This window comes from Erythrobacter sp., assembly GCA_019739335.1.
In the GTDB taxonomy this organism is placed as follows: domain Bacteria; phylum Pseudomonadota; class Alphaproteobacteria; order Sphingomonadales; family Sphingomonadaceae; genus Alteraurantiacibacter.
In genome coordinates, this window is sequence record CP073261.1 from 1,821,211 (window position 1) to 1,842,500 (window position 21,290).

Below are 21,290 nucleotides of genomic sequence, written 5' to 3' on the forward strand. Positions count from 1 at the left end.
CCTCCCAATACCCGCTCATGCTGAGCCTGTCGAAGCATAGCCACAATGCTTCGCGCGGGGCTGGCGGGCTGGCTGCCCTTCGAGGAGCTCAGGGTGAGCGGGGGTGGTGCTAATCAATTTGCTCCCGAGGACTCGGATGCGGCCTCACACCGATAAACCAGCCGCTCGTTCGGCCGCTCCGGCAATCCCGCCAAAATCGCCGCCTGGTGGCTCCCCAGTTCACGCGCAGCATCTTCCCCTGCACCGCATGACGGAGCCGCATAATCCCCCCGCGCAGTCCGGGCGGTGGACATCGAAGCGCGGTCCAGCAGGTAGCGTTCCATCACCAGTTCGCCCTTGTCCGGATCGAAGCGATTGATCGAGACGGCGGCCTCGCTCGCGGGCACGAACACGCGGGTCCATTCGCCGCTTTCGAGCCCGTACTGGGTGCGTTCGTTGACGCAGCCGTCGGCGGACCATTCCAGCGGGATATCCTCCTCCGGATCGCCGACCACGCGGCTGCGTGTGGCATCGAGGACGCACGTGTAGGCCGCTTCATCCGTGGGAGCCGCCAGCGCGATTTCGCCGGTCTCGGCCTCCGCCATCGACGTGCGCAAGGCATCCTCCACGCGGTGGTCGATCTGCGCGAAGGAGGGGCGGGTGAACCAGGCGACGCTCGCTGCCACGATTGCCACTACGGCCACGCTCCCGGCGGCGGCGCGCAGGCGGAAATCCTGCCGGAAATGGCCGAACCCTGCCAGCGCACTCGCGCCGATCCCGAGCAGCAGGAACAGGAAAGCGAGCGCAAGGCCGTTGTCGCGCTCGGTCATGACTTCATAGCCCATCGCGCGGCGCAGTTCGGCAGTGCGTTCGGCGCTGGCTTCGCTTTCAGCTTCGGCGGCGCGTTCGGCCGCGTCTTGCGCGGCGGTCTGCCGGGCGCGTTCTTCGGCATCGAGTTCAGCCAGGCTGCGGCATTCGGCAGCGTTCAGGCGCGGGGTGACATTGTTGGCGCGCAGGAACGGCAGCAGCTCGCGGGTGGAAATGGCGAAAAAGAATTCCGCGCCCGACCCCTCGCTCAGCGTGCCGAACGAATTGACCCCGATCACTCGCCCGCAGTCGTCCACCAGTGGTCCGCCACTGTTGCCCGCCGCGATCGGCGCGGTGTGGAGCAGCGTGTCCATTTCGCGGCTGGGGCGGCGGCCCGAAAGGAAGCCGGTAGCGGTAACCGGGGGCTGGGCGCGGAACATGTCCGAAAAGCTGAGCCCCTGCGCCCGGTCCACATTGAGCGGATAGCCGATGGCGGTGACCGCGCCCGACTGGGCCGGATTGCCCGCCACGGTCAGCGGCGGCAGGCCGAGCGGTTCGGTCGCCTCGAGCAGCGCCAGATCGTTGCGCACGCTGACTGCAACGAGCCGGGCATAGACCGCGCGGTCGCCATCGGCGGGGACGATGCCGATCGCCAGCCGGTTGTCCGCTATTGCCTGCTGCACCACGTGGGCATTGGTGACGATCCGCTCTCCCCCCACGGCAAAGCCGGTTCCGTGCGAGACCGGAAAGATCTCGCCGCCGTCATTGCCGATGATCACCACCCGCACCACGCCGCGCGTGGCCGCGTCGATATCGGCGGGGTCGGCGCTGGCGGGGGCTGGGTGCAGCGCCAGCACCATGGCGAGCAGCAGCGTAAGCAGGGAGAACAGGCGGGTCATCACAGCTCTCTCTAATGCACGCGACATTGACCGCAAGCTTCGGGACGCGCAGCATTGCGGGTAAGGCTATGCAGGCGGCATGACAGACCAACCCCTCACTGATTCCGAGTGCTGGCGTATCGCGCTGGCGAAGGACCGCCGCTTCGATGGCGTTTTCGTCACCGGCGTGCATTCGACCGGGATCTACTGCCGCCCCTCGTGCCCGGCCCGCGCACCCAAGCGGGAGAACGTGCGTTTCTATGCCACGCCCGAGGCAGCCGAGGCAGCGGGCCTGCGCGCCTGCAAACGCTGCGCGCCCGATCAGCAGAGCCGCGAGGAAGCGGCGGTCTTGCAGGCGCTCGCCCTGTTGCGCGATGCGGAAGGGGCAGTGCCGTTGGAGAAGCTGGGAGCAGTGACCGGCTATTCCCCCACCCATTTCCAGCGCATTTTCGCCCGCGCGGTCGGCCTCTCGCCCGCCGCCTACTCCCGTGCCCTGCGGCGCGAGCGGGCCGGGGAAGCGCTGGCGGGGGAGGAGCGGGTGAGCGATGCGATCTATGCCGCGGGCTATTCCGCCCCTTCGCGCTTTTATGATGACCAGAGGGATGTTGGCATGACGGCGAGCGAATGGCGCAATGGCGGGGCGGGGCGGGCGATCCATTGGGCGGTGGTGGAAACCACCCTCGGCCCGATGCTCGTCGCCGCAACCGACAAAGGGGTGTGCTGCCTCGCCTTCAACGAGGGCGAGAGCGAACTGCGCGCCCGCTTCCCCAAAGCCGAGCTGATCCCCGCCGGTGAGTCATTCCAAGCCCTGTTCGAACAGGTGACGGCGGCAGTCGAAGCCCCCGGCTCCGCGCAGGCGATCCCGCTCGATGTCCAGGGCACCGCGTTCCAGCAGCGCGTGTGGGAGGAACTGCGCCGCATCCCGCCGGGGCAGACGCTCAGCTACGGCCAACTCGCGGCCAGGCTCGGCCAGCCCAAGGCCAGCCGCGCGGTGGGCGGGGCGAACGGAGCGAACCATGTGGCGGTGCTGATCCCCTGCCACCGGGTAATCGCGGCGGACGGCAAGCTGGGCGGCTATGCCTACGGGCTGGAGATCAAGGCCGAACTGCTGCGGCGCGAGGGACAGTCCGGTTAACGGATACGACCTACGGAGAACTACGGCGCCAAATATGCTGCGAACCAAACCTTTGTAATGGCCGCAAATCCGCGAATCGGGAACAATGCGCTGACATTAAGGAGTCGGTCGCATGGGTGAACGGAACAGAACTTTAAGGCATAATTATCGCATGGAATGGAAGTCCGGGCGGGAAGCGCCGGGAAGTGCAATCGAATTCGCCGCGACCGATGCCGAAGAAGCGCTGTTCCGCGCCCAGCGCAACTGCGACGGCCGCGCAATCGAACTGTTCGAAGACGGCAGGCCACTCGCCTCGCTGAGCAGCGCCGCATCGGGCGGGTTCTGGATCCTTGCGCCTTCGCTCAAACAGTCCGACGCGGCCTGACAGCGCCGCCGCCTGCTACTCGCTGACCAGCGCGGCCTGCCACGCTGCTCCATCGGCAGGAACCAGCCGCTCCCCCGCCACCACGCCCGCAAATGCTCGCCGCTCGCCATCCAGTTCGAAGCTGAAGCGCAGCTCCCCCCCACGCAACACCGCCGCGATTGGGCGCACCTCGCCCGCCACCGTCGCCGTACCGCTGACTTCCTGGTAGCGCTGTTCGAGCACCAGCGGTACCGCCTGCCCGTCCACCTCCAGCCGCCATTCCCCCGCCACCTGCGCGGGTACCACCCACAGATAGGCGTTGTACCCGCTCACCCGGCGGATCTCGTCGGCGCGCCAGTCGCCCATGTCGAAGCGGTTGCTGACCACGCGGGCACCGGGGCGCAGCTCGGCGAGCAGGCGCGGGCGCAGCCGCAGGTTGACTTCGGGGAGGAGGAACATCGTCACCACGTCCGCCTCGGCCAGCGGGGTTGCGAACAGGTCCTGCTCGCGGAAGGTAACGCGCTCCGAAAGGCCCAGCCGCTCCGCCTCCTCGCGCGCGTCTTCGATCAGCGTCGGATCGAGGTCCACGCCCAAGCCGCCCGCGCCCCGGTCCCGCGCGGCGGCGAGCAGGATGCGCCCGTCCCCGGTGCCCAGGTCGATCACATGATCGCCCTCGGCCACCTGCGCCATGTCGAGCATGGCATCGACCATGGCCGAGCGGGTGGTGACATAGGGCACATCGAGCGGCGGCGTGATCCCCAAGGCAACCCGCACCGCCGAAGCATCGAACCCGAACGCCGCCCCGAAGAACAGCGCGAGCGTGGCGACAAGCGCGGCGATGATGGGGAGGGCTTTGCGCATGGGGGGGTGTGGGGAGGGGTCCGGGGTTGGCTGTGGGGGCCCTCCTTGGCGTAGGTTGGAGATCGGGACAAGACGGAGGTTGGATAGCCAGTCCGGTAATGCCGGTCGTTTACGCCCGATGCGATTCCAGCCGCGCCAGAATGGCATCGGGCCGGTCGGCAATATCAGCCAGCGTATATCGCTCCAGATAGGTCAGGAAGGCCTGCAGCGCGCCACCCAGCGCCGGTTTCAATCCGCACACGCCGTTGATCACGCAATTTCCTTCGCCGCCCATGCAGGTGACGAACCCTTCGAACCGTTCGAATTCGCGCACCACAGCGCCGATATTGATCTGCTCAGGCGTTCGGGCGAGCCGCATCCCGCCCGTCCGCCCGCGCGTGGTTTCGACATAGCCGGCAGCGTTGAGCTGCTGCGCCACCTTGGCGAGGTGGTTGCGCGATATGCCGTAATGTTCCGCCATCCATTCGACCGAGAGGACCCCTTCGGTGGAAGCCAGCGCCATCAGCATACGCAGGGCATAATCGGTCTTCAAGCTGAGCTGCATTTAATAGGTATATAAGATATTGCTTTTATCGGCAAGCCGTCTAATTAGGTATTTCAGATACCGATATATGAGTCGAACCAATGTCCCAGGCTGCCCAGATCGATGATGCCCGCCAACACGCTCTCCATGCCCGCGCGGCCAAGCGTGCCGAAGCCGAGGCGATGGGGATCGACAGCGTCTTCATTTCCGAAATGGTCGAGCGGTTTTACGCATCCATCCGGACGGACGAATTGCTCGGCCCGATCTTCGCCGAACGCATTGCCGACTGGCCCGTTCATCTGGCGCGGATGAAACAGTTCTGGCGTTCGATCCTGCACAACAGCGGTGAGTTTTCGGGCAATCCGATGGCCAGGCACATGGCCATTCCCGGCCTTACCGAAGTGCATTTCACCCGCTGGCTTGACCTTTTCTACGCGAACCTTCGCGCCATGGAGGAAGAGCCGCGCGCCACCCGGCTGGTCGCTGCGCGCGCGCGGATGATTGCCGAAAGCCTGCTCACCGGAATCGCCATCAAGAGAGAGGGCATCGAAGGATGCCGCGCAAAAAGGAGCCTTCCCCATGTTTGACCATGCAACAGATCGCCGGGAATACGAAGTTGCCGAACGCTATCCCGACATGCTCCCCGAAATCGCCATTGCGATTGCCCCTGTCGATAGCCCCGTGGCGCAGCCCGAAGCGCGCGGGTTCGAGCTTCCCGGCCGGATCTGGGTGGCGATGATCGCCTGCTACGGCCTGTTCCTTGCCAGCATGTTTGCGGCACTCGGAGGCAGCGGCAAGGCCGCTTTCGGCATTGCGATTTCGCTGGTCTATGTCACCGTCTTCTTCGCCGTGGCGCGGGTGCTGATCGCGCAAAATCCGGGGGCGAAGCAATCGGTTCTGGATCGTGACGGTTTCCTGATGACGCATTTCGGGCCGATGGACCGCAAGGCCGTCTATGGGCAGATCCTTGTGGTCCCGCTGGCGGTGGCACTGTTCGGGCTGGCCGTGGCGATCATCATCGCACTTTCGGGTGCCGCAATTTGACCGCGAACCGCTTCGCTCTCCCGGAGGCGGTCACAAGCTATCGCCGCATCGGGCCGTTCACTTCCGCCAACCTCCCCGGCGGCCTGCTGCGCGAACATCGCCTGAAGGAAGGCAACTGGGGCAGGGTTGAAGTCAAGTCGGGCAGCATCGGCTTTGTCTGGGATGATGATGGGGCGGACAAGGGGGGCGTGGCGGTGGTGAGGGCCAGGCAAACCATCATCGTGCCGCCCACGGTTCCGCACCATCTGCAATCGCTGGGCGAGGAATTCGAATTGGAGATCGAGTTTCTTTCGGAAGGGTAAGGCAAGGGTGCGGGTGCGGGTGCGATTGCGCTAAGTTCTTTCCTACCCCCCCAATCCCCCATACCCTCGCCCGCATGGCGAAACTCCCCGCGCATCGTGTCCGCAGGCGGCCTCCGCTGTTCGCGCCGGTCCCGTTGCGGTCGCGGCGGGACGGTTGGACGGTTGCGCGGCAGTGCCAGTTTCTGGCCTTGCTCTATGCCACCGGATCGGTCGCGGCGGCGGCGCGGGGGGTGGGGATGGCGCGCGAAGCGCCGCATCGGTTGCGCGTGCGGGCAGGGGCGGAGGACTTTGCGCGGGCCTGGGATCATGTGCTCTCGCCGCCCGGTTCCGGCCACACCCCGCGCGCAAAGTTCGATTATCGAAAGGTCACTGTTGCGGCGCTGATTGCGCAGGTCGAGGCGGGTCTCGTCCAGCCGGTAATCTATCGCGGGGCGATGACCGCGATCCGCCGCAAACCGCACAATTCCGCGCTTTTCCGGCTGCTGCGGCGGCTCGACGCGAGGGAAGCGAGGGGCAATGGGTGAAGCTCGATCGCGGTTCGGCAAAGTTTCGGAAAAGCCCCCGGTCAGTGGTCCACAATGCCCGCCGGCACCGCCCGCGCCCAGCCCGGCCTGGCAGGTTCCAGCGTGGCGAGGAAGGCTTCAGCGCTGGCGAGATATTCGCGCTGTTTCGCCTCGCCCATCCGGTCCCAGGTGGCAAAGATCCGGCCGATCCGGGGGTTGCGTTCCAGCCGTTCGCGGTGGCGGTCCATGAAGTGCCAGTAGAGCGGGTTAAACGGGCAGGCGCCCTCGCCGGTCTTCTGCGCCACCTTGTAGCGGCACTGCTTGCAGTAGTCCGACATGGTGTTGATGTAATTGCCGCTGGCCGCATAGGGCTTGCTCGCCAGCCGCCCGCCATCGGCATAGAGCACCATCGCCGCGACATTGGGCAGTTCGACCCATTCGTAGGCGTCGGCATAGACGGCGAGGTACCAGTCCTGCACCTCGCGCGGCGCGATCCCGGCGAGCAGGGCGAAGTTGCCGAGCACCATCAGCCGCTGGATGTGGTGGGCGTGGGCATTGTCGCGGGTGGAGCGCAAGGCATCGGCCATGCAGCGCATGTCTGTGTCGCCGGTCCAGTAGAACTCGGGCAGCGGGCGGGTGGCGTCGAGCGCGTTGTCGGCGGCAAGGCCGGGCATGTGCAGCCAGTAGAAGCCGCGCACATACTCGCGCCAGCCGATGATCTGGCGGATGAAGCCCTCGGCGGAATTGAGCGGCACCTTGCCGGCGCGGTAGGCGGCCTCGGCGCGGCGGCACAGGTCGAGCGGATCGAGCAGGCCGCAGTTGAGCGAGGTGCTGAGGAGCGAGTGCCACAGGTCGTCCTGCCCGTGGACCATCGCGTCCTGGTAGTCGCCGAAGCTGGCGAGGCGCTGGGTGATGAAGCTGTCTGCCGCCTCTTCGGCCTGGGCGCGGGTGACGGGCCAGGCGAAGGTGTCGAGCGTGCCGAAGTGGGTGCCGAAGCGCTGCTGCACCAGTGCGATGACCTCGGCGGTGGTGGCATCGGGGGCGAAGCGCGGGCGCCGGGGGGCGAACATGTTGCCCTTGGGCGGCTTACGGTTGGCGGCGTCGTAGTTCCATTCGCCGCCAGTGGGTGTGCCGTCGGGCTCGATCAGCAGCCCGGTTTTGCGGCGCATTGCGCGGTAGAAGTACTCCATGCGGAGCTGCGCGCGGCCCTCGGCCCAGTCGCGGAATTCGGCGATCGAGCAGAGGAAGCGGTCATCGGGCAGTATGTCGACGGGGCAGGCGAATTTGTCCGCCCAGAGGTCGATCTCGCGCTGCACCCGCCACTCGCCCGCCTCGACCACGCGGATCGCGCGCGGCTGGTGACGTTCGACGGCGCGGGCCAGTTCGCCGGTGAAGCTGCCGGCGTTGTCGGGATCGCTGAGGCGGACGTAATCGACCCGCCAGCCGTCCGCCGCCAGCCCGGCAGCGAAGTGGCGCATGGCGGAGAAGATCAGCGCGATCTTCTGCTGGTGATGCCGGACGTAGGTCGCCTCGTCCCACACCTCCATCATCAGCACGATGGTGTGGTCCCTGTCGCAGCCTTTCAGCGAGGCGATGGCCGGAGAGAGCTGGTCGCCGAGGATCAGGACGAGGACGGGCGCGGCCATGGAGGCCGTGTCTCAGTCGCCCTCCACCTCGCAGCCGTATTCCCTGATCTCGGCTTCCTGCTCGTCGTTCCGTGCTTCGCGTGCGGCTTCGTCGAGATATTCGCCGGGGTGATCGGGGCGCACTTCCTCCAGCAGCGGGGCGGTGTTGCCCGCGGTAAACTCGTCGAACTTCTTGCGCATCATGCAGGCGAAGCCGCCACGCCCGGAGAGATATCCTGACCCCAGAACCCGTGCCTCGTCGGGCCGGTTCTCTGTCAGCAGCAGATGGATCAGAGCCTGCCGCACGCTGCTGTCGAAGGCCGCGTAGCCGAAGGCGGCCTCGAGCGCGATCTTGGCATCTTCGGGAATTTCCTGCCCTTCGTCGAACAGGTAGGTGAGATAATAGGCATAGAGCGGATAGGCGTGGTCGTTCTCCATCCGGTTCGCCGCAGCAAATCGGCTGCGGGCGACACTCAGTTGGGCCGGATCTGTGAACGAACGTTGCAGCGCGACATCGGCATAGTAGATTGCCGCCATTGTCGAACCGGGATCGATTTCCAGCACCCGCTGGGCAAGGCTTTCCGCCTCATCGTAATTGCGGGCATCGAACTCGGCTTCGGCAGCCGCGAGCAGCACCGCGGTACTTTGCGGATAGCTTGCCACCAGGCTGCGCGCCTGCGTCACCAGCCGCCGGGCTTCGTCCTCGTCCACACCGCGCTTGGACAGGATCATCAAGTCCATGCGCGCTGCTTCGGCTTCGTCCAGCGCACGGATTTCCACGGCCGGATCGGCATCGACAGCATAGGGCACCCGAAGAGTGCGCGCGCGCCCCTGCCGGAAATCCTCCAGTTCGCGCCGCAGGACATCCAGATCGCCAAAGGCCACTTCGGCTGCTTCCATCGGTGTCCTGCCCTGGGCAATGGCTGCCATGTAATTGGACATCTGCCCCCGGCGCTCGGCATTCAGATTGAGATGGCTCGCAATCAGCCAGCCATGCGCATAAGTCCGCCCGGTTGTGTAGCGATCTGGCCGTGCGGGCGGATCGAAAGTGTCTTCGAGATCGATGGAGATGGTCGCCAGCGAAGCGCTGCGCCAGCTCGGAACTTCGCCGATGATGAAGTGATCCTCCTCAAACTCGACGTTCGAGAACAGTTCCGCGAAGCCTTCGCTGTACCACAGCGGATAGGGCGCATCGCGATGCTGGAACATGAAGTAATGCACATATTCGTGGAACAGCGTGGCCTTGGGATCGAGCATCATGTCTCGATCGATCCCTTGTTGCGCGCTCCGCTCGCGGCGGCGATCCTGCGTCCGGGGAACGAAGGCCACCGATCCGTGCGCCCTGCCGATGAAAAAGCCACCAATGCCGCTGTTGCGATTATTCGCCGCGAGAGCAGACATATCTGCCGTGCTGCCAAACCTGAACACGGTGACCTTGCTCGATTCCGGGAGGTCCTCGTCATCCTGACCGACTCCGGTGAGAATGCGCAAGACTTCGTCGAGCCGTTCAAGATCCTGCGCGAACTCGCGCGTTCCGCGTTCCGTATCTTCGGAATAGACGATGAAATGTTCGGTTTCGGCAACGTACCAGTCACGCGCCTGTGCGGCGGGAGCGAGCGTGATGGCGAGAAGAAACAGCGATGCAATCGCCGTGAAGACGCGGTTTGTCATGCCAGTGCGTAAGTCCCGTTAGCGTTCTGGTTATGGTGCCGGTTGTAACCACTTGAACCTGTTACGCAAGGGGCCGAAGGTGCATGGTTTGCGTTCAGTCGAGATTGGGCCGCAGCCACCGCTCCGCCACACCGCGATCCATACCGCGCCGGTCGGCATAGTCCTCCAGCTGGTCTCGCCCGATCCGCGCGACGCCGAAATAGCTGGCTTCGGGATGGGCGAAATAGAGGCCGCTGACGGCGCTGGTCGGAAGCATGGCGTTGCTTTCGGTGAGCACCATCCCGGCGTTGGTGCCCGCATCCAGCAGGTCGAACAGCGTCGGCTTGAGCGAGTGATCGGGGCAGGCGGGATAGCCCGGCGCAGGACGGATTCCGGCGTAGCGTTCCCGGACCAGGTCCTCGTTGGAGAGGTTCTCGTCCGGCGCGTAGGCCCACAGCGTGGTGCGGACGTGCTGGTGCAGGCGTTCGGCAAAGGCTTCGGCGAAGCGGTCCGCCAAGGCTTTCAGCAGGATGTCCGAATAGTCGTCGTGTTCCGCCTTGAAGCGGGCGATGTGCGGATCGATGCCGTGGATGGCGACGCCGAAGCCGCCGATCCAGTCGCCCGCCGGATCGATGAAATCGGCGAGGCAGTAGTTCGCGCGGTCGCGGCTCTTGGCGACCTGCTGGCGGAGCATGGGGAGACGAATCTCCCCCTCCCGCTGGCGGGAGGGGTCAGGGGTGGGAACGACCACGCCCTGCATTTCAGGCCCACCCCCGGCCCCTCCCGCCAGCGGGAGGGGAGAAAGGAGAATATCATCCTCTTCGCGCCGGCACGGCCAGAAGCCGCACACGCCCTTCGCGGTCAGCCATTTTTCGGCGATGATCGTCTCCAGCATCGCATCGGCGTCGGCCTTCAGCGTGCGGGCGCTTTCGCCCACCACTTCGTCGTCGAGGATCGCAGGGTAGTTCCCCGCCAGTTCCCAGCTGCGGAAGAACGGCGTCCAGTCGAACACTTCGAGCAGGTCGGCCAGGTCCCAGTCATCGAACACGTGCAGCCCCGGCTGCGCGGGTGCGGGAGCTTTCTTCGACAGATCCGGCGTGAACGCCTTGGCGCGGGCTCCGGCCAGTGTCAGCAGGGTGCTCTGCGTCGCCCCGGCGCGCTTGTCGCGCATCGCCTGGTATTCGTCCTTGGTTTCCTCGACCAACGCCGCCTTCTGGGTGTCCGACAGCAGGCGGCTGGCCACGCCCACCGCGCGGCTGGCATCGAGCACGTGGATCACCGGCCCTTCATAGCCGGTGTCGATCCGCAGCGCGGTATGCAGGCGGCTGGTGGTCGCTCCGCCGATCAGCAGCGGCAGGTTCATCCCGGCGCGCTGCATTTCCTCCGCAACCGTCACCATTTCGTCGAGCGAAGGCGTGATGAGGCCCGACAGACCGATGATGTCCGCCTGCTCCTTGCGCGCGGTGTCGAGGATGGTGGACCACGGCACCATCACGCCGAGATCGATCACTTCGTAGCCGTTGCACTGCAACACCACGCCGACGATGTTCTTGCCGATATCGTGGACGTCGCCCTTCACCGTCGCCATCACGATCTTGCCCTTGGGCTTGGCCCCGGCTTCCTTGGCGGCTTCGATGAACGGAATGAGGTGGGCGACCGCCTTCTTCATCACCCGCGCCGACTTGACCACCTGCGGCAGGAACATCTTGCCAGAACCGAACAGGTCGCCGACCACGTTCATCCCGTCCATCAGCGGGCCTTCGATCACTTCGATCGGGCGCGTGACGGTCTGCCGTGCTTCTTCGGTATCTTCGACGATATGCGCGTCGATCCCCTTGACCAGCGCATATTCAAGCCGCTTGGCAACGGGGAGCGAGCGCCATTCCGCCGCTGCCTTCTCCGCCACCGCGTCGGTGCCGCGATAGCTTTCGGCCAGCGCGATCAACCGCTCGGTCGCATCGGGGCGGCGGGCGAGCACCACGTCCTCGCAGGCATCGCGCAGCACCGGATCGATGGTGTCGTACACATCAAGTTGCCCGGCGTTGACAATGGCCATGTCGAGCCCCGCGGGGATCGCATGGTAAAGAAACACCGAATGGATCGCCCGGCGCACCGGCTCGTTGCCGCGAAAGCTGAAGCTGAGATTGGAGAGGCCGCCGCTGGTCAGCGCGTGCGGGCAGCGCGTCTTGATCTCGCCCACGGCCTCGATGAAGTCGAGCCCGTAGCGGTCATGCTCCTCCATCCCGGTGGCGACGGCGAAGATATTGGCGTCGAAAATGATGTCTTCGGCGGGAAAGCCATTGGCGAGCATCAGCTTGTAGGCGCGCTCGCAAATCTCGACCTTGCGCTGCTTGGTGTCGGCCTGGCCCTTCTCGTCGAAGGCCATCACCACGGCGGCAGCGCCATAATCGCGGCACTTGCGCACGGCTTCGAGGAACGGCTCTTCGCCTTCCTTGAGGCTGATCGAATTGACGATCGGCTTGCCGGAGACGCATTTCAGCCCCGCCTCGATCACTTCCCACTTGGAGCTGTCGATCATCACCGGCACGCGGGCGATATCCGGTTCGGCGGCGATCAGCTTGAGGAAAGTGGTCATGGCGTGGACCGCATCGAGCAGCCCCTCGTCCATGTTCACGTCGATCACCTGCGCGCCGTTCTCGACCTGCTGGCGCGCGACTTCGACCGCAGCGGGATAGTCGCCCGCCATGATGAGCTTTTTGAACGCCGCCGATCCGGTGACATTAGTACGCTCGCCGATATTGACGAAAGTGGCGGTCTTGGGAGTGGAGGTCATTCGTATTCCTTCTCCCCTCCCGCTTGCGGGAGGGGCCGGGGGAGGGCCTGTGGGGAAGGCTGTGACAGGCCCTCCCCTAACCCTCCCGCAAGCGGGAGGGGGATTATGCAGCAATCGTGAAAGGTTCGAGCCCCGCCAGCCGGATCTTCGGCTCGCGAGTGGGGATGGCGCGGGGGGTGAGGCCCGCAACACGCGCGGCCATGGCGGCGATGTGCTCCGGGGTGGAGCCGCAGCAGCCGCCGATGATATTGACGCGGCCGTGGTCCGCCCATTCGCCGACCAGCCCCGCCGTGGTGTGCGGTGCTTCGTCGTATTCGCCCAACTCGTTGGGCAGGCCAGCGTTGGGATAGGCGAGCAGCAGGGTGTCGGCCACGCTGGAAAGGTGCTGGATGTGCGGGCGGAGTTGCTCGGCGCCAAAGCTGCAATTGAGGCCGATGGTGACGGGGTTTGCGTGGCGCACCGCATTCCAGAAGGCTTCCACCGTATGCCCGGACAGGTTGCGGCCCGACAGGTCGGTCAGTGTCATCGACAGCATCAGCGGCACGTCGCGTCCCAGCGCTTCGGCCAGTTGCCGCACGGCCATGATGGCGGACTTGGCGTTGAGCGTGTCGAAAATGGTCTCGACAAGGATGAAGTCCGCTCCGCCTTCCACGAGCGCCTCGGCCTGGTCGCGATAGACGGCGGTCAGGTAATCGAAATCGATCTCGCGGTAGCCGGGGTCTTCGACATCGGGGCTGAGCGAGAGCGTCTTGTTGGTCGGCCCGATGGCTCCGGCGACAAAGCGCGGACGGCCATCGCTGGCGGCGAATTCGTCCGCCAGTTCGCGCGCGATGCGGGCGGAAGCGAGGTTGATTTCGCGCACCAGCCCTTCGGCGGCGTAATCGGCCTGGCTGATGCGGTTGGCTGAAAAGGTGTTGGTCGAGACCATATCCGATCCCGCCGCCAGATAGGCGCGGGTAACGTCGGCGATCACGTCGGGGCGAGTCAGCGCGAGGATATCGTTGTTGCCCTTCTGGTCCGCAGCCAGACCAAGATCGCCCGCGAAATCGGCTTCGGACAGGCGGCGGTCCTGGATCTGGGTGCCGAACGCGCCGTCGAAGATCAGCACGCGCTGGGCGGCTTGGGCCAGCAGTTGGTCCCGCTTGTTCATGCTGCCATCTCCATCGCGAAACCGCTGCCGCGCAGGCCGAGCAGGTGGCAGGTCGAGTAGGTCAGCTCCGCCCGGTTGAGGGTGTAGAAGTGGAACTTCTTGACGTCCTCGGCATAGAGGCGGCGGCAGAATTCGGCGGTGACGGTGGCGGCCACGTGCTCGCGGGCGCGGGGGAACACGTCGAGCCCTTCCATCAGTTCGATCAGCCAGTGCGGCACGTCCGCGCCGCACTGCGCCGCCAGCTTGCGGGTGCGCGCAAGGTTGGTGACGGGCAGGATGCCGGGCACGATCGGCTGGGTGATTCCCGCCGCCGCCGCGCGGTCGCGGAAGCGGAAGAAGCATTCCGACGAGAAGAAGAACTGGGTGATCGCCCGGTCCGCGCCGGCATCGAACTTGCGCTTGAGGTAGTCGATCTCGGCCTGCGGGCTTTCGGCTTCCGGATGGCACTCGGGATAGGCCGAGACCGAAATCTCGAACGGGTGCAGGGCCTTGAGGCCCGCGACCAGATCGGCGGCGCTGGCATAGCCTTCGGGGTGCGGCGCGAAGGGGGCACCCGGCGCGCCCGCATCACCTCGCAGCGCGACGATATGGCGGACGCCCATGCCCCAGAGGCGTTCGGCGGTGGCGTTGGTCTCGGCCTTGCTTGCGCGCACGCAGGTGAGGTGCGCGGCCACCGGCACATCGCTCTCGCCCATCACGCGGGCAATCGTGGCAAAGCTGCGCTCGCGCGTGGAGCCGCCGGCGCCGTAGGTGATGCTGACGAAGCGCGGAGCGAGGCTGGCCAGCGGCTTCAATGCTTCGAACAGCTTGTCCTCGGCAACGCCCGGAGCAGGGGGGAAGAATTCGAACGACACTTCGATATCGCCGGGCAGGCCCGCGAAGATCGGGGTGGTGGCGAATTCGGGCGCTTGCGGGGGGAAATGGGGAATGGTCATGCGGTGCCTGCGATTCGAGCGGTGGATGGGGCGGCGGGCTGGCGGCTGCCGGTCCAGATGATGGTGGCGATCTCGCCGCCGGGGACTTTGACGGGCGGAGCGGGGACGAAACCGGCCTGGGCGAGCGCCTTGGCCAGCGCTTCTTCGCCGAATCCCAGCCGGGTGTGGGCATGACGGCTGCGCAATTCCTCACGATCGTGCGCGGCAAGGTCGGCGATCAGAATGCGCCCGCCGGGACGGCAAACGCGCGCGGCTTCGGCCAGCGCAGCTTCGGGATGCTGCGCGTAATGCAGCACATGGTGGAGCGCCACGGTGTCGAAACTGGCAGCGGGGAAGGGCAGGGCGGTGAAATCGCCTTGCTCGAAAGTCACCGCCGCACCCTGGCTTTCATTGGCACTGGCAGGCAGCCGCGCGCGGGCAAGGCGAAGCATTTCCGGGCTTTTGTCGAAGGCGGTGACGCTGTCTGCGAGGGGGCGGAGCAATTGCGCGATCCGCCCGGTGCCGGTGCCGATATCGAGCACCTGGCCGATCGCTTCCCCCGCCAGCGCGGCGAGCAGGGCGCTTTCAACCTGCGCGGGCGGGACGAGCATGGCTCGCAGTGAGTCCCAGTCCTTGGCATGGCGGGCGAAATAGGCATCGGCCTCGGCAGCGCGAGCAGCGCGAATGGTTTCCAGCCGCGCGCGGTCGGCCTGCGCCAGCGCGCCGAATGCGGCGTCCTCTGCCTCGGCCGTGGCGAGCAGGCGGGCAACCGCATCGTGAAGCGGTTCGCCTTGTTGCGCGGGGCGCAGGAACACCCAGCTCCCCTCGCGGTGGCGCTGCGCCAGACCGGCATCGACCAGCCTGGCAACATGCTGCGAAACGCGCGGCTGGCTCTGCCCCAGCACCTGCGCCAGTTCACCCACTGCAAGCTCCATCCGGTGTATCAGCCGCAGGATACGCAACCGCGACGAATCGCCCAGAGCGCGAAGGATGGTTTCGGTCAGCATCGTGACATAAGCATATAAGAAAATTCTTATATGCATAGCAAAAGATCCAGTTATCTGGAGGCTACCTTACGCCCGGTTCTTGGTCCGCAACGACTCCGGGATCTGGGATTGTACTGCTGCAGGGCATATTGGATCGACCGGGAGCGGCACCCAATCTGGGTTTCGATTGTGAGAACCCTCACAGGCGGGTGGCGCGCTCGTTAAAGTTCCATCCGTCCCCCAACAGACTGCCGTCGGGCATGTCGAACAGCACCCGGCGGGTGCGGAAATCGATGGCGACGCGGCGGAACATCCTGAGTTCGCTCATTCCGAGGATGAGCGCGGGCTCATCAGCCAGGTTCAGCGCGCGAAAAGTAGGCGAATCGGCGAAGGATACAGGGATGTTGGCAAGCTGCATCCGCCCCATTTCCAGCCGCCCGACGATCCGCGTCTCGCCGGTGATCTGCACGCCGTTGACATCGGTCATCACCGCATCGTCCATCAGCGTGCGGCGGCGGCTGAGGCGTTGTTGCAAGGCCGGATTGCCGATCGAGCCGGTCGCCCCGGTATCGATGATGACCGAAGTGCGCACCCCGTCGATCCGGGCGCGATGGATGATGAGCTGGCCGAGCCGCTCACGTGCCCGCACCACGATCTCATAACCGCCAGTGCCCCGGCTGCTGTCGCTATCCGCCACCGTCAGCTCGCCGTGTTCGAAGTCGATCAGGACGCGTTGGTCCTGCAAGGAATCCAGCCCCAGAATTCCGTCCGCCCCGCCGATATGCGCGCCTTCGACAATCGGCGCGGTGCGGATGACGAAGCTGCGGGTGCCGAGCGAGAAATCGGGCACCATCGTGGTCTGCACTACGCGGCTGCTGGCCATACCGACTAGTGTAGCACTTTCACGGTCGAACAGTTGCAGCTGCTCGGCGAGCGCGGTTGAGAGCACGGTGGCCTGCGCCCCGGTATCGACCATGAAGCGGAATGGCCCTTCGCCCATGATGGTGACGGGGACGGTCAGCCGCCGATAGCGTTCGGCCTGCATTTCGATAGTTTCGTAAAGGGGCACCTCGGCCACCGGGGCAGCCTGCGGCACGGGATCGGTCGCAGGCTCGTGCTCGTTCCCCTGCGGCGTTGCACCCGCAGCAGAAGCAGTCAGTACCAGCGCGGCTGTGAAGGGCAGCCAGTTCATCGCATTCTCTCCCGCCAGCGGATGTGTCCCTCCAGCCGCGAGCAGGTTCACCTTATCACGCCTTGGACAAAGGCCCAAACGTCATGGGTACGCCGGGATTTCAGGCGGCGGCGCGGTCTTCATCGGCGGGTTGGCATGCTTCCCGGATCCCCGCTGTCTCCATCGCCGTTACCAATGTGTCATCGCGCTCCAAAGAGGAGGTATCGGGCTGCGTGTCGGACCAGCGTTCATAATTCCAGTTGGTGGTCACCCCGCGGAAGTGGCGGAACAGGAATTCCTCGCTCGCCACTTCGTTGCCTTTGGCACCGAAGATATTGTGCACCCCCCAGCTGATCTGGCGTGAGAAGGCCTGCGGGCGGATGCACCATTTCGGCGGGCTGTTGGGCAGTTCGAGCCCTTCGTCGAACACGAAATCGGCGTGGCGGCAGAGCGCGGGATCGACCGGCTTCTCGCCCACTACCGAGATCCACCGGCCCTCGAATTTGACCAGCCCGGTGCGGCTCTTCTCCGTCGCTTCAAAAATGCCGCGACCCTGATTGCCGATCACCAGTTCGTCTACGTCGTTGTGCATCACGCTCTTCGCATCGCGCAGGAAGCGGAAGCGGGCGTGCTGCAACACGCCGACCTGGCAGTAATCGGAGTCCCAGTCGGGCTCGACGCCGTTCACCGCCCAGCCGGGGCCTGCCTGCGGGCCGTAGATGTAGGGCCAGTCTATCACCTCGATCGCCATGTCCGGCAGCGCCTCACCCAGGCGGCGGCGCAGTTCGTCGGCATCATAGCGGGTGGAGGCATTGTCGTAGAACAGCAGCGCATCGGCCCCGTGCAAGTGGCGATGGAAGCGTGCCCAGTCGATGATCCAGCGGATCTCGTTGTCCTTGGACAAGGTCAGCAGCACCCGCTTGCCCGCGAAGCGATGATGCTCCTCCGGCTGGACTTCCAGATCGAAGCTGCCGAGCAGGCCGGAGAAGGTGATCTGATCCGCATCGGTGCGCAACCAGATCTCGCCGCGCTTCTTCTGCGCGAAATGGCGCGCGCGGGGGAACAGGCGGCGGAAGGCTCCGGCGAACAGGTCCGATTGGCGCAGGCGCTCGAGCAGGTTGAACAGCGGCGGGCCTTGCAGCACCACGTCCGGGCCGGAGCGGTAGACGTCGTAGAACAATGTCTTCCAGTCGAATCGCTCGGCATAGATCGCATTGCGCAGTTCGACGGGGCGGGGAGCTTCGCGCACCAGATCGGTCTGCACGAAGGCGGGGGACAGGCGGACGGGCGGGTTCAACTCTCGTCTCCGATGGCAGCTTTGCGCGGGCGCAGGGCAGCATGTGTGCGGGGCAAGGCGCGGCGCAGGATCGGCACGCCGGTGGCGAGCAGATCGTCGAGCGCCGGGTGCCGCACCGCGAACAGCGCTATGCCCCATAGAATTCCCCCGGCGACGGCGCAGGCGAGCATCTGCCCGAAATTCATTTCCGCCGGCCCGACCCAGAAGGCATAGGCGGCGAGGATCGGGGACACGGTGGCGAGCGAGACCAGCGCGCTCTTGCCCATGATTGCGAACCAGTCTCGCACCCGGAATTGCACCACGCCGCTGATGAAGCGCATGTAGATAAGAAAGAAGGCGAGGGCGTAGACTACGCGCGATGCCGCCGCGCCCTCGGCTCCTGCCAGATGCGAGCCGAGCGCCAGCAGGCCGATCGAAACCACCGTTTCGACCACGTTGAGCGCGATCAGGCGGTTCACGTGCCCGGTCAGGATCGGCAGTTCGGTCACCAATGGCAGGCAGATCATCATCCCCGACTGCACCGCCACCAGCGAAAGCAGCGGCGCGGTGTCGATCCATTCAGGGCCGTAAAGCAGCATCACAACCGGCTCGGCCAGCAGCGCCAGCGCCGCCATGCCCGGCAGCACCAGCACCGAATATCCGGCGCAGACCCGCAAGTAGGCCGGGCCAAGCGGATCGCCCTTGTCGCGGATGCGCGCGAAAGTGGGATAGAACACACTGCCAATGGCCCCGGCGATCAGCATCCGGAACTGCTCGGCAAGACTGGTCGCGCGGCTGAAGAGGCCCACTCCCACAAGCCCCACCAATTTGCCGACGATCAGATCGGGCGTGCGCGTACCCAGTGCGCCCGTAATGTAGAGCAGGCTGGTCTTGCTGCCGAAGCCGAGAATCGGTTTCAGACCGTCGAGCCGCAGCGGGAAGGGGCGCGCGGGTTGCAGGAACTGGGCGATCAACGCCTTGGCGATGGCGGAGGCGAGCGTTGCCCAGGCCAGCGAGAAGGCGGAGAAGCCGAGCCACGCCAGCCCTACCGCGACGCTGCCATGCACCGCCGCCCCTCCCACGCTCACGGCGAAATGGCCGGAAAAACGCATCTCGCGCCCCATCAGCGCTAGCGGCACGACCGCGAAGGGCACGAAGAAATAGCTACCCGCGATGATGAGCAGCAATGGCAACAGCGCGGGCAGGGCATAGAGCTGCGCCAGCGGCCATGCGGAAATCGCGATCAGAGCAGCGATAATAAGGGAGAACATGAAGGCGACGGCGGAACAGCGATCGAGTTCATCCTGCCTTATCGCCTTTAGCCCGGCGATATAGCGAGTCAGCCCGAAATCCTGCAGCACCGCCAGCAGCAACGCGGCGGCGAGTGCGATGGAGAACAGGCCGACCTCGTCGGGACCTAGGAAGTAGCGCGAGATCACCACCGAGGTGGCGAACATGATCGCGAAGCTCACATACTGCGAAGCCATCGCCCAGATCGCTGCGTGCCCCACGCTCATGCGCGGCGGGGTGCGTTCGCCTTCGGGCAAGGCCGCGCCAGCCGTTTCGGGGGCAATGCTCATCGCGCGGCCACCAGATTGCCCAGTAGCCGCAGCGCCCGGCCCGGTTCGCCAAACCGCAACAGCCGCAGCACGGTGCGCCACATGCCGGTGCTATCTCCCGATTCGCGCAGATGGCGCAGCAGCAGATCGAAGCCGTGGTCACGCATGGCATCGGGCGAGTATTGCAGCGAATTGGCGAGATGACGCCGCACCTCCGCCGCCACGCCTGCGCGCCCGAACAGCGCATCGAGCGAATCGAGCGGCGGCAAGGCGTCGAGATCGGCGGTCGGATCGGGCCGTCCCGCCTTGCGCTCGGCATAGGCAAAGAAGGCGACTGCGGTGCCGATCTGCTGCTCGGTTGCGTGACGATTCGAAACCTGATCGGGTGAGCGGCGATATTTCACCAGGCGTTCGGGAATGTTGCCCAGCTTCGTGCGGCTGGCGAGCCGCAACCACAGGTCGAGATCCTCGCAATGACGGAAAGCAGCGTGATAGCCGCCTACGGCCTGCACCACCTCGCGCCGGTACATCACCGAAGGATGGCAGAGTACCTGCCCGCGCGCGTCGATGGTGTGGAGCACGTCCTCATGCGTCAGCGGGTGATCGGTGCCGGTGACGAAGATCGGCCGGCCTTCGATATCGATATCCTCGCTCCAGCTGCCGACCACGCCGTAGTCGGAGTGCTCGGCAAGGAAGGCGACCTGCCGCTCGAATCGCTGGGGCTGGGAAATGTCGTCATCGTCCATCCGGGCGATCAACGGTGCGCGCGATTCGGCGATCAGCTGGTTGAGGCTGGCGATCAGTCCGCGATTCTCGCGTATAATGGGGCGGATGCGGGCATCCCTTGCCGCATAGGCGCGGATGATATCCGTACTGCCGTCGCGCGATCCGTCGTCGAGCAGGAGGAACTCGAAATCATCGAAGTTCTGCGCCAGCACGCTCTCGATCGCGTCGGCAAGGAAGGCCTCGCCATTATAGACGCTCATCGCGACACTGATTGCAGGGAGGTGCATGGCTACCCGATTATCCGTTTGGCCCGCGCAAAGGGTGCGCAGGAACTACGGGCTCGCGGTAACGGGGCAGGGTAAACATCCCGTTTGCGCCGATTGGTGGGGTGGGAGGGGATCTTTCAGCCCGGAGTCAGCCGATTCTTTACCGGAAACCGGGTCGATTTGACCGAAATCGGCCCGGAATTGACCCTCACCAGCCGCCCAGAGGTCTGATTTATCGCGGTTTTCCGCCAAAATTCCCCATTTTGAAATAAAATTGCAAAAACCCGTTGACCCGACTCAGCACGCCCCATATATGCCCTCTCACCGGACGGGGCGCTGACGGTTTCAACCGCCAACGCCTCCAACGGTCGCCAACACAAACGGATAGCCGGTCCCCCGGTGTAAATCGGGGAACCCTTCGCTGTCCGGTTTTTATGTTGAGTGGCTCTTTGACATTGTTGATTTTTGATGAAGGGACATGTGGGCGACGGCGCCTGGTCCGGGGGTTTTAAGGCTCCGGATACCAGTTAAATAAGCCGATTGCCACATCCTTTGCCCGCACCACGCGGGCTTTGGGTGATGCATGTTCATTCGTATCCATTACGTTTGAATGCAGGTATCGGCTCCTTGAAGCTCATGCCTGGCAGGATAGCGGATTTCGATCCGTGCTTGCCTGGTGTGTGACATAAACTTGAGAGTTTGATCCTGGCTCAGAACGAACGCTGGCGGCATGCCTAACACATGCAAGTCGAACGAGACCTTCGGGTCTAGTGGCGCACGGGTGCGTAACGCGTGGGA

Annotated in this window: 19 protein-coding genes and 1 rRNA gene (1 of these 20 running past the window's edge); 7 read left to right on the top strand and 13 right to left on the bottom strand. The window is 65.2% G+C overall.

Annotation, left to right across the window (positions count from 1 at the left end):
- Positions 1-113 precede the first annotated feature (113 nt).
- Positions 114-1,685 (bottom strand): trypsin-like peptidase domain-containing protein, encoded by a 1,572-nt coding sequence (locus tag JY451_09005; GenBank protein QZH73912.1) that lies wholly within the window; start codon positions 1,683-1,685, stop codon positions 114-116.
- 79 nt (positions 1,686-1,764) lie between these two features.
- On the opposite strand from JY451_09005, the gene JY451_09010 reads away from it, so the two are divergent.
- On the top strand, positions 1,765-2,799 hold the full coding sequence (locus JY451_09010) for a methylated-DNA--[protein]-cysteine S-methyltransferase (GenBank protein QZH73913.1): 1,035 nt from the start codon (positions 1,765-1,767) through the stop codon (positions 2,797-2,799).
- A gap of 151 nt (positions 2,800-2,950) precedes the next feature.
- Positions 2,951-3,163, top strand: coding sequence for a hypothetical protein (locus JY451_09015; protein ID QZH73914.1), 213 nt, complete (start codon positions 2,951-2,953; stop codon positions 3,161-3,163).
- Between the two features lie 15 nt (positions 3,164-3,178).
- Here the strand turns inward: JY451_09015 and JY451_09020 are convergent, their stop codons facing one another.
- Together JY451_09020 and JY451_09025 are read right to left on the bottom strand one after the other, a co-directional pair.
- Entirely contained in the window at positions 3,179-4,003 is an 825-nt protein-coding gene (locus JY451_09020; GenBank protein ID QZH73915.1) for a methyltransferase domain-containing protein, read from the bottom strand.
- A 109-nt stretch (positions 4,004-4,112) separates the two neighbouring features.
- Positions 4,113-4,547 (bottom strand): Rrf2 family transcriptional regulator, encoded by a 435-nt coding sequence (locus JY451_09025; protein ID QZH73916.1) that lies wholly within the window; start codon positions 4,545-4,547, stop codon positions 4,113-4,115.
- Between the two features lie 80 nt (positions 4,548-4,627).
- On the opposite strand from JY451_09025, the gene JY451_09030 reads away from it, so the two are divergent.
- The 4 genes from JY451_09030 (at position 4,628) to JY451_09045 (ending at position 6,396) form a co-directional block, all read left to right on the top strand.
- Positions 4,628-5,113: a group III truncated hemoglobin gene (locus tag JY451_09030; GenBank protein QZH73917.1), complete on the top strand. Its 486-nt coding sequence runs from the start codon at positions 4,628-4,630 to the stop codon at positions 5,111-5,113.
- Positions 5,106-5,570, top strand: coding sequence for a hypothetical protein (locus JY451_09035; protein QZH73918.1), 465 nt, complete (start codon positions 5,106-5,108; stop codon positions 5,568-5,570). The genes JY451_09030 and JY451_09035 overlap by 8 nt, the downstream gene beginning before the upstream one ends.
- Complete coding sequence (locus JY451_09040) at positions 5,567-5,872, top strand: DUF1971 domain-containing protein (protein QZH73919.1); 306 nt, start codon at positions 5,567-5,569, stop codon at positions 5,870-5,872. Before JY451_09035 ends, JY451_09040 begins: the two co-directional genes overlap by 4 nt.
- Positions 5,873-5,946: 74 nt before the next feature.
- The gene (locus tag JY451_09045; protein QZH73920.1) at positions 5,947-6,396 is read left to right on the top strand and encodes a hypothetical protein; all 450 of its coding nucleotides are present in this window, start codon (positions 5,947-5,949) and stop codon (positions 6,394-6,396) included.
- Between the two features lie 41 nt (positions 6,397-6,437).
- On the opposite strand, the gene JY451_09050 is transcribed toward JY451_09045, so the two are convergent.
- The 10 genes from JY451_09050 to JY451_09095 all read right to left on the bottom strand — a co-directional run bounded on the left by JY451_09050 (position 6,438) and on the right by JY451_09095 (position 20,513).
- Positions 6,438-8,021, bottom strand: a complete 1,584-nt coding sequence (locus JY451_09050; GenBank protein QZH73921.1) for a cryptochrome/photolyase family protein — start codon at positions 8,019-8,021, stop codon at positions 6,438-6,440.
- A 12-nt stretch (positions 8,022-8,033) separates the two neighbouring features.
- The gene (locus JY451_09055) at positions 8,034-9,671 is read right to left on the bottom strand and encodes a hypothetical protein (protein QZH73922.1); all 1,638 of its coding nucleotides are present in this window, start codon (positions 9,669-9,671) and stop codon (positions 8,034-8,036) included.
- A 94-nt stretch (positions 9,672-9,765) separates the two neighbouring features.
- Positions 9,766-12,444, bottom strand: coding sequence for a methionine synthase (gene metH / locus JY451_09060; GenBank protein ID QZH73923.1), 2,679 nt, complete (start codon positions 12,442-12,444; stop codon positions 9,766-9,768).
- Between the two features lie 103 nt (positions 12,445-12,547).
- Entirely contained in the window at positions 12,548-13,594 is a 1,047-nt protein-coding gene (locus JY451_09065; GenBank protein QZH73924.1) for a homocysteine S-methyltransferase family protein, read from the bottom strand.
- Positions 13,591-14,529 carry a methylenetetrahydrofolate reductase [NAD(P)H] gene (gene metF, locus JY451_09070; protein QZH73925.1) on the bottom strand — a complete coding sequence of 313 codons (939 nt, stop codon included), beginning with the start codon at positions 14,527-14,529 and terminating at the stop codon, positions 13,591-13,593. The genes JY451_09065 and metF overlap by 4 nt, the downstream gene beginning before the upstream one ends.
- Positions 14,526-15,515 (bottom strand): ArsR family transcriptional regulator, encoded by a 990-nt coding sequence (locus tag JY451_09075; protein ID QZH73926.1) that lies wholly within the window; start codon positions 15,513-15,515, stop codon positions 14,526-14,528. The genes metF and JY451_09075 overlap by 4 nt, the downstream gene beginning before the upstream one ends.
- A gap of 178 nt (positions 15,516-15,693) precedes the next feature.
- Positions 15,694-16,686, bottom strand: a complete 993-nt coding sequence (locus JY451_09080; protein ID QZH76659.1) for an aspartyl protease family protein — start codon at positions 16,684-16,686, stop codon at positions 15,694-15,696.
- Between the two features lie 100 nt (positions 16,687-16,786).
- Positions 16,787-17,944, bottom strand: coding sequence for a hypothetical protein (locus JY451_09085; protein ID QZH76660.1), 1,158 nt, complete (start codon positions 17,942-17,944; stop codon positions 16,787-16,789).
- 14 nt (positions 17,945-17,958) lie between these two features.
- Entirely contained in the window at positions 17,959-19,458 is a 1,500-nt protein-coding gene (locus tag JY451_09090; GenBank protein QZH76661.1) for an oligosaccharide flippase family protein, read from the bottom strand.
- Positions 19,459-19,517: 59 nt separating this feature from the next.
- Positions 19,518-20,513, bottom strand: a complete 996-nt coding sequence (locus tag JY451_09095; protein QZH73927.1) for a glycosyltransferase — start codon at positions 20,511-20,513, stop codon at positions 19,518-19,520.
- Between the two features lie 666 nt (positions 20,514-21,179).
- On the opposite strand from JY451_09095, the gene JY451_09100 reads away from it, so the two are divergent.
- Positions 21,180-21,290, top strand: a 16S ribosomal RNA gene (locus JY451_09100) (it continues 1,374 nt past the right edge of the window).